This is a genomic window from Streptomyces sp. NPDC057137, from assembly GCF_042670825.1.
In the GTDB taxonomy this organism is placed as follows: domain Bacteria; phylum Actinomycetota; class Actinomycetes; order Streptomycetales; family Streptomycetaceae; genus Streptomyces.
On the sequence record NZ_JBHUUW010000019.1, the window covers coordinates 88,779 to 102,292 of the forward strand.

Consider the following 13,514-nt stretch of genomic DNA (forward strand, 5'->3'; position numbering starts at 1 on the left):
GTCCTGGCGTCGACGCGTCGTCGCCCTGGCCCTCGTCGCGCTCACCGCGTCGCTGCTCCAGGCCAACATGAGCAGCGCGAGCACCGACACCGTCTCGGCCGGCAAGGCCGCGTCGGGCACCAAGGGCGCCGCTGTCGTCCGGGTGTCGGAGTTCCTCGCCGAATGCCCCTACAGCCACCGCCTCCCGGACGACCCGATCGTCTTCCCCGGGCTGCCCGGCGCCTCGCACATGCACAGCTTCTTCGGCAACGACACCACCAACGGCCGCTCCGACGTCAACAGCCTGGCGAAGGGGCGCAGCACGTGCTCGCCGAAGGAAGACCTCTCGTCGTACTGGGTCCCGACCCTGTACGACGGCACGAAGGAGGTGGAGCCGACCGGCACCACCTTCTACTACCTGGGTGAAGGCGTACGGGACGACATCATCGCCCAGACCCAGCCGCTGCCGTACGGACTGCGGATCGTGGCGGGCAACGCCAAGGCGACCGGCCCCAACGACAACACGCGGGCGCGCTGGTCGTGTCTGCACCACGGCGAGGTCAACCCGTCGACCGACTTCGTCAACTGCCCGGCGGGCGCGATGCTGGAGTCGTATCTGGACTTCCCGCAGTGCTGGAACGGCCGGGATCTCGACTCGGCGGACCACAAGAGCCATATGTCGTACCCGGTGGCGGGCGCCTGCCCGTCGACCCACCCGGTGCCGGTGCCGAAGTTGCGGCAGGTGCTGAGGTATCCGGTCAACGGCGATCCGGCCCGGCTCTCGCTCGCCTCGGGCCGCGGCTACACGATGCACGGCGACTTCTTCAACGTCTGGCCCGCGGCGGAGATGGAGCGGCGGGTACGTGACTGCATCCGTCCCATCATCAAGTGCGGTGCGAACGGAGTGCCTTCCTGACGGACCGGTCTGATCCTGTCCGGGACCGCGCAGTCCCGGACAGGCGTCCGGTCCACCCACCACACCCCCGAGGACTCCCCATGAAGGCGGTACACGCTACGGCGGCGGCACTCGTCGCCCTCCTGGTGGCGACGGGCTGCTCGTCCACCCCGGAGCCGACGACGGACTCGCCCGCGAAGCCGACCCCCGTGAGCACCTCCAGCACCTCCAGCACCCCCACCGCCTCCGGCACCCCCGGCACCCTCTCCGGTGCGACCGACGCCGCGTGGCTCCAGCTCATGACCCCCATGAACGAGGGCGCGGTCGAGCTGCTGACGATGGCCGCCGACCGGACCACCGACCCCGGGCTGCGGAGCTGGGCGAACGACCTGGCCGCCGCGCATCGCGCCGAACTCGGCCGGATGCGCCCGCTGTTGAAGGAGCTGGGCCTCCCGGGCACGAACGTCCACGAGGGCCATGAGATGCCCGGCATGGTGACGCCCGGCGATCTCGCCCAGGCGCGCGCCGCCAAGGGCGCGGCCTTCGAGAAGGTCTTCGTCACACAGATCCGCGAGCACCTGGAGCACTCCGCGCGCGTGTCCCGCTCCGAGGTCGACGCGGGCAGCGAGGCGGCGGCCAAGAAGCTCGCCGCCGCGCTGGTCGAGGCGAGGCGGGGCGAACTCGACGGCCTGAAGCGGGTCGCCGCGTAGGCCGTGTCCACGGCGCCGCCCGCGGCGCCGCGCAGCGCGGCCCCGACAGCCCCCGGGGACCCACTCGGGGCGCCGAGTACCAACCGGTATAAAGGCTGCATGACTGCCGACGTCTCCCCGCCCGCGCGCCCGACCCTGGAGGACGTGGCCGCCGTCGCAGGCGTCTCACGCGCCACCGTGTCCCGGGTGATCAACGGGGCGCCGACGGTGGATCCGGCGCTGCGCCGAATCGTCGAGGAGGCCATCGCGACCACGCGCTACGTGCCGAACCGCGCCGCGCGCTCCCTGGTGACCCGCCGCACCGACTCGATCGCGCTGGTGGTCTCCGAGCAGGAACGGCGGCCGGTGGCCGAGCCGTTCGTGGGCCGGATGTTCTCGGACCCGTACTTCGGCCGGGTCGTGGGAGGGCTGCTCGACGTACTGCGGCCGGCCGGTGTCCAGATGGTACTGATGCTGGCGGACGACGCCGCCTCGCGCGACCAGTTGCTCTCGTATCTGCGCCAGGGCCACGTCGACGGCATCGTCCTGATCTCGTCGCACGCCGGTGATCCCCTGCCCCGGCTGGTCCACGAGACCCGGCTGCCCGCCGTGCTGGCGGGCCGGCCCGGACAGCCGTCGCCGCTCACGTACGTCGAGGCGGACCAGGCGGCGGGCGCGCGGCTGGCCGCCGGGCATCTGGCGGGGCTGGGGCGGCGCAGGATCGGTACGGTCGCGGGGCCGCAGGACATGCCGGCGGGACAGGAACGGCTCGAAGGCTTCCGGGCGGCGATGGCCACGTACGGCATCGAGGACGTGGCGGTCGCGGAAGGCGACTTCACCCACACGGGCGGCGCGGCGGCGATGCGGCGCCTGCTGGCCGAACACCCGGATCTGGACGGGGTGTTCATCGCGTCCGACCTGATGGCGCTGGGGGCGCTGCCGGTACTGCTCCGGGCGGGCAGACAGGTGCCCGACGAGGTGGCGGTGGTGGGCTTCGACGACAGCAACGCGGCGCTGACCTGCGATCCGGCACTGACGACGGTACGTCAGCCGGTCGAGGAGATGTCCTCGGAGATGGCCAGGCTGCTGCTGAAGCAGATCGCCTCGCCGGGCAGCAGTCCACTGCCGTCGATGATCTTCACACCGACGCTGGTGGTACGGGAGTCGGCGTAACGCCCTCGACACGCCGCGCCCCAGCCCCGGTGATCCGTTCAGTCGTTCAGTCGTTCAGGCATTCAAGCGCTCAGGCGCTCAGGCGCTCCGGCCGTGCCGTTCCTCGTCCTGCAGCGCGGCGGCCTCCTGCGACAGCCGTGTTGCCTGGAGAAGGCTCAGTCCCGGCTCGGCGTCCCGGAGCGCCTTCACCGCCTGTACGGAGTCGGCGCGCCCCTTCACCCCCGCCTCCGCGATCTTCCGGCGCGCCCAGCTCCCGCGCAGCTCGGCGTCGGTGGTCTCCCGGGCCGCGGCGAGCAGTGCGGCGGCCCGCTCCAGCCCCGGCCGCTCCTCGGGACTGGCGGTCTTCAACGCCTGGTCGACCGCCTCGGCGATCTCGTCGGCCTCGCGCACGACGAGAACCGTGAACTCTTCTTTGTCCTGCCCGAATAGCTTCATCTTTGGATCCTGTCCTTCGCGTATCCGCGCTCTCAAGAGAGTTGAGCCAGTTCTGAGGTACGCACCCGCACGGACGGCCCGGACGGCCCGGAGCCGGTGAGCCCTCCGGGCCGTCCGTGCGGGTGCGACGGGTTACTTCTTCGGGAGCCAGGCCTCCCACGTCGCCTTGTTCTCCTTGACCCACTTCTCGGCCGCGTCCGGGCCGCTCATCTTGTCCTTGGCGATCGCCTTCGCGACCTCGTTCTGCTCCTCGGTGCTCCACTTGAAGTTCTTGATGAACTCGGCGGCGTCACCGCCGTCCTTCGCGAAGTCCGCGTTGAGGTACTTCTGGAGCGGGGTGTTGGCGTACGCGCAGTCCGTCGCCGTCTCCGGGACGTTGCAGCCCTCCTCGTACGCGGGCAGCTTCACCTCGACCAGGTCGATGTCCGCGTTGAGCCACTGCGGGTCCCACCAGTAGGTGATGAAGGGCTCCTTGTCGCGGTACTTCTGCTGGATCTCCTTGATCTGGGCGGCCTCGTTGCCCGTTTCCTTGATCTTGAGATTCAGCTTGAGGTTCTTGACCAGGTGCTCGTCGTACGTGGTGTACGAGGGTGCCGCGCCGAGGAACTCGCCCATGTCGCCGCTGTTCGCGGAGCTGAAGTCCTTGGTGAACTTGTTGAGCTTCGTCGCGTCCGTGACCTCGGGGTTGGCGTCCGCGTAGTACTTCGGGACGAACCAGCCGATGTGACCGATGACGCCGAGGTCGCCGCCCTTGACGATGGTCTTCTTGTCCTCGATGTAGAGCTTTTCCTTCTTCGGCGAGCCGCCCCAGTCCTCAAGGATGGCGTCGGCCTTGCCGTTGTTGAGCGCGTCGAAGGCGACCGGCTCGTCGAGCTGCTGGAGCTCGACCTTGACGTCCAGCTCCTGCTCCATGATGACCTTGGCGACCTCGGCGTTGGCGCGCGCGCCGACCCAGGAGGGCACGGTCAGGGTGATCTCGTCGGACGCCGACTTGGACTCGGTATCGGCGGCGCACGCGCTGAGCGCGAGCATGCCGAGCGCGCCGACTCCGGCGACCAGGGTGGTGCTTATCCGCTTGCTGTGGTTCACGTCGTTGTTCTTTCTGTCGCGGTTTCAGTTATGGATTCAGTTGTGGATTCAGCTGTCGGTGCGGGTGTCGGTGCGGGTGTCGGGGAGCCCACGGCGTGTTCACACCAGGGCGCGTTCCTTCGCCGCCGCGCTCGGCTGCGAGATCCGGTCCAGCAGCAGCCCCAGGCACACGATCGCGATACCGGCCGTCATGCCGAGGCCGAGGTCGCCCTTGGCCAGGCCCTTCACCACGTCCACGCCGAGCGCGCCGCCGCCGATCATGCCGCCGATGACGACAATGGCCAGGACGAGCACCACGCCCTGGTTGACGGCGAGTTGGAGGGCGGGCCGGGCCAACGGGAGCTGGACCTGGCGCAGTTGCTGCCCCGTACCGGCGCCGAGTGAGCGCGCGGCCTCGAGGGCCGACGGGTCGATCTGCCGGATTCCCTGGGTGGTGATGCGTACGACGGCGGGCAGCGCGTAGACGACGGCCGCGGCGACAGCCGCCGTACGGCCGCCGCTGAACAGCGCGATCACCGGGATCAGATAGATGAACTGCGGCATCGTCTGCATGATGTCGAGCACCGGCCTGATGACCCGCTCGACCCTCTCGACGCGCGCCGCGAGGATGCCGATGGCGAAGCCGAGGACCAGGGTCACCACGAGCGCGGCGAGGACCTGGGAGAGCGTGTCGAGCGAGCGGTCCCAGAGACCCATCGCGCCGATCGCCGCCAGTGACAGCACCACCGTGACGACGGCCTTCCAGCCGGTCCGCAGCGCCAGCACACCGGCGACGAGGAGCAGCGCCCACCAGGGGGTGGCCAGCAGCGCGTCGCGCACGGGGTTGATGACGTAGTTCGCGAAGCCTTCGGACCAGGTGAGGGTGCCGCCCAACACCGGTACGCCGGAGCCGAGTTCACGCTCGATCCAGTCGACGACGGTGTTGACCGGCTCGCTGATCGCGACGGTCCACGCCTCCGGCCACTCCTTGCGGCCGAGTACGGCTCCGAGCACCGCGCCGCCGGCGACGGCCGCGACGATGCCGGACCAGAGCGCCCACCACTTGGGACGGCGCCCGGCGGCGGGGTCCTCAAGCTGTTCGCCGGCCGCGGCGGTCGTGCGGTCCAGCCAGATCGCCAGCAGGACGACGGCGATTCCGGCGGGCAGCGCGAGGCCGACGTCGACGGTGGAGAGCGCCGTGAAGATCTCGTCGCCGAGTCCGCCCGCGCCGATCATCGAGGCGAGGACGACCATCGACAGACACATCATGATCGTCTGGTTGAGGCCGAGGAGCATCTGCTTGCGGGCGAGCGGCAGCCGCGCCGTCACCAGCCGCTGCCAGGAGCTGGCGCCCAGCGAGGCGGACGCCTCCAGTGCGGCGGCGTCCGCGCCGCGCAGCCCGAGCGCGGTCAGCCGGGCCATCGGCGGGGCCGCGTAGATCACGGTCGCGACGAAGACCGACGGGATGCCGATGTCGAAGAGCAGCACGAACGGCAGCAGGTACGAGAAGGCGGGCAGCACCTGCATGGTGTCGAAGACCGGCCGCAGCACGCGCTGGCAGCGGTCGGACAGCCCGGCCGCGAGGCCGAGCAGCGCGCCGACGAGGGCCGAGACGGTGACGGCGACGATCATCAGCGCCAGCGTCTCCATCGCCGGTTCCCACATGCCGAGCAGCCCGATCACCGCGAAGGTGGCGAGCGCGGTGGCGGCGGTGCGCAGTGCGCGGCGGCGCAGGCCGGCGCCGCCGGCGTACCAGGCGATCAGTACGGCAGCCACGGTGACACCGATGAAGCCGAGGCTCTCCAGCACGCTGAACACGCCGTCGACCGAGCTTTCGGCGGAGTTGCTGATGTGCAGGAGGAAGTAGAGGAAGAGGGGGTGGGTGGTGCGGTTGTCGACGAGCCAGCGGTTGAGGTCGTCGAGCGGCGAGCGTACGTCGACGGTCAGGTCGGCCGGCCAGGCGCCGCTGCCGGTGACGGCGGCGCTGACGATCGCGACGAGGACGGCGGCGATGAGCAGCATCGCGCGGGGGTTGCCGGCGAGGCGGGCCCAGGGGCCGGGGGCGCCGCCGGACGGGTCGATCTTGCCCACGCGTACGTCGTCCGCGCCGCCCGTGTCCCCCGGGGCCCGGTCGGTCTTCTCGAACACCGGATTGGGAGCGGCGCTCATACCGCCGCCACCTCCTTGGGTTCCGCTTCGTCGTCCAGCCCCGCGACGACGGCGAGCAGTTCCTCGTAACCGACGACGCCGAGCGTCCGGCCCTGCTCCACGACCCGGCAGTACGAGCCGCTGCGTGCGACGGCCTCGATGGCGTCGGAGACCAGCGTGTCCGGCTGGAGCGCGACTCCCGACTCGCCCTCGCCGTCGCGCGCGGGGCGCATGGCGCGGCGTACGGAGATGACCTGCTCGCGCGGGACGTCGCGGACGAAGTCGCGTACGTAGTCGTCGGCCGGGTTGGCGACGATCTCCTCGGGGGTGCCGAGCTGCACGATCCCGCCGTCGCGCATCAGCGCGATGCGGTCGCCGAGGCGCAGCGCCTCGTTGAGGTCGTGGGTGATGAAGACCATCGTGCGGCCCTCCTCGCGGTGCAGCCGGATGACCTCTTCCTGCATGTCACGGCGGATCAGCGGGTCGAGCGCGCTGAACGGCTCGTCGAACAGCAGGACTTGGGGGTCCACGGCGAGCGCGCGGGCGAGGCCGACGCGCTGCTGCTGGCCGCCGGAGAGCTGGCCGGGGCGGCGGTCCTCCAGACCGGCGAGGCCGACCAGGGTGGCGACCTGGGCCGCCTTGGCGCGCCGCTCGGGGCGGCTCATGCCCTGGATCTCCAGGCCGTAGGCGACGTTGTCGAGTACGGAGCGGTGCGGCAGCAGACCGAAGTGCTGGAAGACCATGGCGGCACGGTGCCTGCGCAGTTCGCGCAGCCGGTTCTTGTCCATGGCGATGACGTCCTCGCCGTCCATGGTCAGTTGTCCGCTCGTCGGCTCGATGAGCCGGGTCAGACAGCGTACGAGGGTCGACTTGCCCGAGCCGGAGAGGCCCATGACGACGAAGACCTCGCCCTTGTGCACGTCGAAGGAGACGTCGCGGACGGCGGCGGTGCAGCCGGTGCGTTCCCTCAACTCCTCGGCGGACAGCGCCGCGTACTCCTTGTTGCCCGGTATTCGGTCGGCCTTGGGTCCGAAGACCTTCCACAGATCGCGTACGGAGAAGACCGGTTCGGTGGCGGTCATCACGCATCACCTCCCGGTGCGGTTGTGTTGGTGGTGTCGGTTGTCGCGGTGGTGTCGGTTGTCGCAGTGGTGTCGGCGGTGTCGGTTGTCGCGGTGAGCAGTTCGGCGCACTTCTCGCCGACCATCAGGACGCCGATCATCGGATTCACGGCCGGCATGGTGGGAAAGACGGAAGCGTCGGCGATTCGGATCCCGGTCAGCCCACGAATCGTCAGATCCGGTCCCACGACGGCCTGTTCGTCGTCCGCGGCGCCCATCCGGCAGGTGCCGGCGGGGTGGTAGACCGTGTGTGCGACCTTGCGGGCGTACTCGCTCAGCTCCTCGTCGGAGGTGATGTCCGGGCCCGGACAGACCTCGCGGGTCAGCCAGTCGGCGAGCGGTTCGACGGCGGCGATCCGCCGGGCGAGCCGGATGCCGTCCACGAGGGTTCGGCCGTCGTAGTCGTCCTCGTCCGTGAAGTACCGGAAATCCAGGGCGGGTTTGATCTCCGGGTCGGCGCTGGTGAGGTAGAGCCTGCCTCGGCTGCGGGGCTTGGGGATGTTCGGCGTCATCGAGACTCCGTGCGCGGGGCGTTCGTACCCCAGTCGCTCCGGATTGTCCGTGAACGGGATTTGGTAGAAGTGGAACATCAGATCCGGGCCTTGGACGTCCGGGTCGCGCCGGACGAAGAGGCCCGCGTCGGAGTCCATCGCCGAGTTCTCGGGGATCGGCCCGTCGGTCTCCCAGACGATGACCGACTCGGGGTGGTCGAGCAGGTTCTCGCCGACGCCCGGCAGGTCGTGCGTGACGGGGATGCCGAGCGCCTCCAGGTCGGCGCGCGGGCCGATACCGGAGTGCAGGAGCAGCCGGGGTGTGTCGACGGCCCCGGCGCAGACGAGGACTTCACGCCGGGCGCGTACGTACGACTCCGTACCGTCGGCGGCCCGTACGCGCACGCCGGTCGCGCGGCTGCCGTCCAGCTCCAGCCGGTACGCCCAGGTCTCCAGCAGCAGTTGGAGGTTGGGCCGGTCCAGGAAGGGGTGCAGATACGCCACCGAGGCGGATGACCGCTTGTTGTTCTCAGGGTGGTAGGCGAGGTCGAAGAAGCCGGCGCCTTCGTGGAAGGGCTTCTTGTTGAAGCCCTCCACGCGCGGGACACCGAGCGCCGCCTGCGCCGCGTCGACGAAGTCGCGGGCGATGGGGTTACGGTCCCGCTCGTCCACGGGCACGATGTTGTTGCGCAGCCGCCCGAAGTAGGGATCCATGGCCGCCGCGTCCCAGCCGTCGGCCCCGGCCGCCGCCCACTCGTCCCAGTCGGACGGCAGCGGCTTGAAGGCGATCAGGGTGTTGTGCGAGGAGCAGCCGCCGAGCACGCGGGCCCGGCTGTGCCGGATGTGGGAGTTGCCGCGCGGCTGCTCGGTCGTCGGGTAGTCGTAGTCCAGCTCGCCGCCGAGCAGCCCCATCCAGCGCCGGAGCGTCAGCACGTCGGGCCGGTCGATGTCGGACGGCCCTCCCTCGATGACGGCGACGGTGACGTCGGGGTCCTCGGTGAGCCGGGAGGCGATCACCGATCCCGCGGTGCCGCCTCCGACGACGACGTAGTCGTATGCGGCGTCGTGTTCGGCCATGGGTGTCGTCTACTCCACTTCCCTAGGGTGATTCAAGGTTCTTGCGCGCGATGAGGCGTAACGAGACTGAGCCGTAAGGCAGTTGGCCGTCAGGTGGTCGGGATGTCAGCCGATGTCGGTCCGTGTCCGCCGGCTCGTCGGCCGGCTCGTCAGCCGGCGAACCAGCGCACCGGCCTCGGCGCGAGGTTCTGGTAGATGTGCTTGGCCTCGCGGTACTCGGCGAGACCGGCGGGCCCCAGCTCGCGCCCGATGCCGGACTTGCCGAAGCCGCCCCACTCGGCCTGTGGCAGGTAGGGGTGGAAGTCGTTGATCCAGACGGTGCCGTGCCGCAGCCGTCCGGCGACGCGCCGGGCGCGTCCGGGGTCCGCCGTCCAGACACCGCCGGCCAGCCCGTACTCGGTGTCGTTGGCGAGCGCGACGGCCTCGTCCTCCGTACGGAAGGTCTCGACGGTCAGTACGGGGCCGAAGACCTCCTCGCGGACGACCCGCATCTCGCGGTGGCACTGGTCGAGGACGGTCGGCTCGTAGAAGTACCCGGCGGCGGGCCGGAGTTCGGCGGGCTCGGGCCGCTTGCCGCCGGACCGCAGCACGGCGCCCTCGGCGAGCGCGGACGCGACGTACTCCTCGGTCTTCGCCAACTGCTGTGCGGAGACGAGCGGTCCGCACTCGACGCCCTCGCCGGTGCCCCGGCCGAGGCGGATCTTCGCGGCGCGCCGGGCGAGTTCGGCGACGAAGCGCTCGCGCAGCGACTCCTCGACGATGAGGCGCGAACCGGCGGAGCAGACCTGGCCGCTGTGGATGAACGCGGCGTTCAGGGCCTGGTCGACTGCGGTGTCGAAGCCCTCGTCGGTGGCGCAGGAGTCGGCGAAGACGACGTTCGGGTTCTTCCCGCCCAGTTCCAGCGCGACCTTCTTCACACCGGGCGCCGCGGCCTGCATCACCTTCGTACCGCTGGCCAGTCCGCCGGTGAAGGACACGAGGTCCACATCGGGGTGCTCGGCCATCCGGGCGCCCACGGGGTCACCGGCGCCGGTGACCAGATTGGCGACACCCGGCGGCAGCCCGGCCTCGGTGAGCAGGTCGATCAGCGCGACGGTGCTGAGCGGGGTGATCTCGCTCGGCTTGACCACAAAAGTGTTGCCCGCGGCGAGCGCCGGGGCAATCTTCCAACTCGCCTGGAGAAGCGGATAGTTCCAGGGTGTGATGAGCGCGCAGACGCCGACGGGTTCGTGCACGACGACGCTGTGCACGTCCGGGGACCCGGCGTCCACGACCCGGCCGCCGCTCTCGTTGGTCACGAGATCGGCGAAGTAGGCGAAGGCGTCGGCGACGCAGTCGACATCGACGCGCCCCTCCTCGACGGTCTTGCCGGCGTCCCGGCTCTCCAGCGCCCCGAGCGCTTCCCGGTCCCGCCGCAACAGCCCGGCGACCCGCCGCAGCAACGCGGCCCGCTCGCCGACGGACGTCCGGGGCCAGTCCCCCGTACCCCCGTCGAAGGCCTTGCGCGCGGCGTCAACGGCGGCGTCGACATCCTCGGCCCCGCCCTCGGACACCACCGCGAACGGCGTGGCATCGGCGGGGTCGATGATCTCGCGTGTGGCACCGGAGGCAGCTTTGCGCCACTCTCCGTCCACAAAAATGGTCAGTTGTGCCGACACGTCGCGTTTGGCCTTCCGTTCCCGATATGCACCACCACCAGCAACAACTGGCGATCTGGGCCCCTGCCCCGGGATGGGGGAAGCATGCGTGTTCGATGGCCGAAAGTGTTCAGGGTCACTCGCCGGCCGGGGTTTCGGTGGGACGCGACCCGCCGGGCCCCGGACAGCACGAGAGCCCCTCGCTGGGGGGCGAGGGGCTCTCAGTACGGGGTTACGGCGGATGGGGCCGCCGCGGGGTCGGTCAGGCGACCGACTTGTTGCCGTCGACCAGCGCGGAGCGGCCGAAGATGCTGACCGCCTGGTAGTACGTCCACGCCGTGCCGTTGCACGAGGTCTTCGTGGCGCCCGAGTAGCCGTTGCACACCCGCTTCAGGTCCTCGTAGAACGCGCTGTCCAGCCGCGACTTGTTGGCGTCGAACGAACCGGCCGCCTTGTAGTTGCGGTAGCCGAAGTCGTGGCGCGCGCAGGACGTCTGGAACGGGAAGCCGAAGGGGTTGTCCGGGGAGGACGAGCAGTAGTCCGTGGACCAGTCGAAGCCGTACGCGGACCAGGAGCCCTGGTTGCCGCGCGCGGAGACCCACGAGTTGTAGCTGGCGGCGCTGGTCTGCGTCCAACTGCTCAGGACCTGCGGCTTGTCGGCCGGGGCGGCGGCGGCCGAGTTGGCGGACATCAGGGTGGCGGGGAGGGCGAGAGCGAGGGCGGCGAGCGGCATGGCGAGACGACGGCGCATTAGGAAAACCTCCGGTGGGGCGACAGGTTGACGCTCCGTGTCCGGTGACACGGAACTTCCCTCAGAGCGAGCGGCGCGGTCGCCGCACGGGTCTACGCGCGATGACCGACGCGGGAATGGTGCCCCAGATACAGCGCGCTGTCACCATGTTCATGGCGAAACAAGGGGGAAACAGGGGGCCAACTCGGCGACATAAGCGGCAACTTGGTGTTCGACGGGCACACCCCCTGGGCGGGCGCCTGTCGGGTTGCCGGCGGTCGGGTCGGTGGCGGTCGGGTCGGTGGCGGCCGGCACGACAAAGCTCCCGGTGGCCGGGTGAACGGCTGCCGGGAGCTCGGTCGTACTACGTGCTACGTGCTAGGTGCGTCTACTGATCAGAGAAGGCCGAGCTCGCGGACCGCGTCGCGCTCCTCGGTGAGCTCCTTCACCGAGGCGTCGATGCGCGCACGGGAGAAGTCGTTGATGTCCAGGCCCTGGACGATCTCGTACACACCGTTCTTCGTGGTCACGGGGAACGACGAGATGATGCCCTCCGGGACGCCGTACGAGCCGTCCGACGGGATGCCCATGGAGGTCCAGTCGCCCTCGGGGGTGCCGTTGACCCACGTGTGCACGTGGTCGATGGCGGCGTTGGCGGCCGAGGCCGCCGAGGAGGCGCCACGGGCCTCGATGATCGCCGCGCCGCGCTTGGCGACGGTCGGGATGAAGGTGTCGGCCAGCCACTGCTCGTCGTTGACCGTCTCGGCGGCGTTCTTGCCCGCGATCTCCGCGTGGAAGATGTCCGGGTACTGGGTGGCGGAGTGGTTGCCCCAGATGGTCAGACGCCGGATGTCGGAGACGGCCGCACCGGTCTTCGCGGCGAGCTGCGAGATCGCGCGGTTGTGGTCGAGGCGGGTCATCGCGGTGAACCGCTCGGCCGGTACGTCGGGGGCGGCGGCCTGCGCGATGAGCGCGTTGGTGTTGGCCGGGTTGCCGACGACGAGGACCTTGATGTCGTCCGCGGCGTTGTCGTTGATGGCCTTGCCCTGCGGCTTGAAGATGCCACCGTTGGCGGAGAGCAGATCGCCGCGCTCCATGCCCTTGGTACGGGGGCGGGCGCCGACGAGCAGCGCGACGTTGGCGCCGGAGAACGCGGCGTTGGCGTCGTCGGTGATCTCGATGCCGCGGAGCAGCGGGAAGGCGCAGTCGTCAAGCTCCATGGCGGTGCCCTCGGCGGCCTTCAGCCCCTGCGGGATCTCCAGGAGACGCAGGCTGACCGGCACATCCGCGCCGAGCAGTTGGCCGGAGGCGATGCGGAAGAGCAGCGCGTAGCCGATCTGGCCGGCTGCGCCGGTGACGGTGACATTCACGGGAGTGCGGGTCATGGCGGTCTCCGTTAGACAGCGGTGGAACGGCGGGCGGCAGGGGCCCTGCCCCTGGTGCGGGCCATCTCTCCGACGGCGGGTGAATCTTGTCTTGACGTGAAGAGACAACCGCCGGTCAGGCTATCCGACGGGGAGGGGCCGGGGCGCGACGGGGCGCGAGGGTGGCCGACAGCCGCCGCACACCGGGGCCGTGACCGCACACCACGGCGTGGTGGTCGGCCACGAACGTGGAGGGTGCGCCGGGGCGGCGCCCGGCCGAAAGAGCTGGTCGTTCGGTGCGCGCGACGGAGGCACCGACGGGCGCGACCCGCCCGCGGAGATCGGGAGCGGCCTCCGGGCTGCCGACGGGAGCGCTCCGTAGGCAACGGTCAGCCGGGCGGACGACGCAGGGGCGCTGCGCCGGCCGCCCCGGTGCGGACGTGACCGACACGGCACTCGGTGGACCGTGGCCACCCCGGCGCGACCCGCCCGCCGAGGTCGGCCGCCGCCTCTGGGCTGCCGACGGGGCCGTTCCGTACGCCACGGTCAGCCGGGCGGACGACGAAGGGGCGCTGTGCCGGCCGCCCCGGTGCGGACATCACCGACACAGCGCTCGGTGGACCGTGGCCACCCCGGCGCGACCCGCCCGCCGAGGTCGGCCGCCGCCTCTGGGCTGCCGACGGGGCCGTTCCGTACGCCACGGTCAG

The 13,514-nt window shown here is 70.6% G+C and carries 11 protein-coding genes; 3 read left to right on the top strand and 8 right to left on the bottom strand.

From position 1 onward, the window contains the following. Positions 1-67 precede the first annotated feature (67 nt). The 3 genes from ACFT9I_RS18025 to ACFT9I_RS18035 all read left to right on the top strand — a co-directional run bounded on the left by ACFT9I_RS18025 (position 68) and on the right by ACFT9I_RS18035 (position 2,736). Positions 68-895 carry a DUF1996 domain-containing protein gene (locus tag ACFT9I_RS18025; protein WP_382565332.1) on the top strand — a complete coding sequence of 276 codons (828 nt, stop codon included), beginning with the start codon at positions 68-70 and terminating at the stop codon, positions 893-895. 80 nt (positions 896-975) lie between these two features. Beyond that, positions 976-1,584, top strand: a complete 609-nt coding sequence (locus ACFT9I_RS18030) for a DUF305 domain-containing protein (protein ID WP_382565264.1) — start codon at positions 976-978, stop codon at positions 1,582-1,584. A 99-nt stretch (positions 1,585-1,683) separates the two neighbouring features. Continuing rightward, complete coding sequence (locus tag ACFT9I_RS18035) at positions 1,684-2,736, top strand: LacI family DNA-binding transcriptional regulator (RefSeq protein ID WP_382565265.1); 1,053 nt, start codon at positions 1,684-1,686, stop codon at positions 2,734-2,736. A gap of 78 nt (positions 2,737-2,814) precedes the next feature. Here the strand turns inward: ACFT9I_RS18035 and ACFT9I_RS18040 are convergent, their stop codons facing one another. The 8 genes from ACFT9I_RS18040 to ACFT9I_RS18075 all read right to left on the bottom strand — a co-directional run bounded on the left by ACFT9I_RS18040 (position 2,815) and on the right by ACFT9I_RS18075 (position 12,828). Continuing rightward, positions 2,815-3,171, bottom strand: coding sequence for a hypothetical protein (locus tag ACFT9I_RS18040; RefSeq protein ID WP_382565267.1), 357 nt, complete (start codon positions 3,169-3,171; stop codon positions 2,815-2,817). A gap of 132 nt (positions 3,172-3,303) precedes the next feature. Next, positions 3,304-4,260, bottom strand: a complete 957-nt coding sequence (locus tag ACFT9I_RS18045; protein WP_382565269.1) for a glycine betaine ABC transporter substrate-binding protein — start codon at positions 4,258-4,260, stop codon at positions 3,304-3,306. A 99-nt stretch (positions 4,261-4,359) separates the two neighbouring features. Further along, positions 4,360-6,408, bottom strand: a complete 2,049-nt coding sequence (locus tag ACFT9I_RS18050; protein WP_382565271.1) for an ABC transporter permease — start codon at positions 6,406-6,408, stop codon at positions 4,360-4,362. Further along, positions 6,405-7,469 (bottom strand): glycine betaine/L-proline ABC transporter ATP-binding protein, encoded by a 1,065-nt coding sequence (locus ACFT9I_RS18055; protein WP_382565273.1) that lies wholly within the window; start codon positions 7,467-7,469, stop codon positions 6,405-6,407. Before ACFT9I_RS18055 ends, ACFT9I_RS18050 begins: the two co-directional genes overlap by 4 nt. Next, positions 7,469-9,076 carry a GMC family oxidoreductase gene (locus tag ACFT9I_RS18060; RefSeq protein WP_382565274.1) on the bottom strand — a complete coding sequence of 536 codons (1,608 nt, stop codon included), beginning with the start codon at positions 9,074-9,076 and terminating at the stop codon, positions 7,469-7,471. The genes ACFT9I_RS18055 and ACFT9I_RS18060 overlap by 1 nt, the downstream gene beginning before the upstream one ends. 149 nt (positions 9,077-9,225) lie before the next feature. Continuing rightward, complete coding sequence (locus ACFT9I_RS18065; RefSeq protein ID WP_382565276.1) at positions 9,226-10,734, bottom strand: aldehyde dehydrogenase family protein; 1,509 nt, start codon at positions 10,732-10,734, stop codon at positions 9,226-9,228. A 241-nt stretch (positions 10,735-10,975) separates the two neighbouring features. Further along, on the bottom strand, positions 10,976-11,464 hold the full coding sequence (locus ACFT9I_RS18070) for a phospholipase (protein ID WP_382565277.1): 489 nt from the start codon (positions 11,462-11,464) through the stop codon (positions 10,976-10,978). A gap of 374 nt (positions 11,465-11,838) precedes the next feature. After that, complete coding sequence (locus ACFT9I_RS18075) at positions 11,839-12,828, bottom strand: malate dehydrogenase (RefSeq protein WP_354608666.1); 990 nt, start codon at positions 12,826-12,828, stop codon at positions 11,839-11,841. Positions 12,829-13,514: the final 686 nt, after the last annotated feature.

Excerpts from the sequence above, each read along its gene's own strand:
- ACFT9I_RS18035 (WP_382565265.1), top strand. The coding sequence starts at position 1,684 with ATGACTGCCGACGTCTCCCCGCCCGCGCGCCCGACCCTGGAGGACGTG.
- ACFT9I_RS18075 (WP_354608666.1), bottom strand. The coding sequence starts at position 12,828 with ATGACCCGCACTCCCGTGAATGTCACCGTCACCGGCGCAGCCGGCCAG.
- ACFT9I_RS18025 (WP_382565332.1), top strand. The coding sequence starts at position 68 with ATGAGCAGCGCGAGCACCGACACCGTCTCGGCCGGCAAGGCCGCGTCG.
- ACFT9I_RS18060 (WP_382565274.1), bottom strand. The coding sequence starts at position 9,076 with ATGGCCGAACACGACGCCGCATACGACTACGTCGTCGTCGGAGGCGGC.
- ACFT9I_RS18050 (WP_382565271.1), bottom strand. The coding sequence starts at position 6,408 with ATGAGCGCCGCTCCCAATCCGGTGTTCGAGAAGACCGACCGGGCCCCG.
- ACFT9I_RS18030 (WP_382565264.1), top strand. The coding sequence starts at position 976 with ATGAAGGCGGTACACGCTACGGCGGCGGCACTCGTCGCCCTCCTGGTG.
- ACFT9I_RS18070 (WP_382565277.1), bottom strand. The coding sequence starts at position 11,464 with ATGCGCCGTCGTCTCGCCATGCCGCTCGCCGCCCTCGCTCTCGCCCTC.
- ACFT9I_RS18040 (WP_382565267.1), bottom strand. The coding sequence starts at position 3,171 with ATGAAGCTATTCGGGCAGGACAAAGAAGAGTTCACGGTTCTCGTCGTG.
- ACFT9I_RS18055 (WP_382565273.1), bottom strand. The coding sequence starts at position 7,469 with ATGACCGCCACCGAACCGGTCTTCTCCGTACGCGATCTGTGGAAGGTC.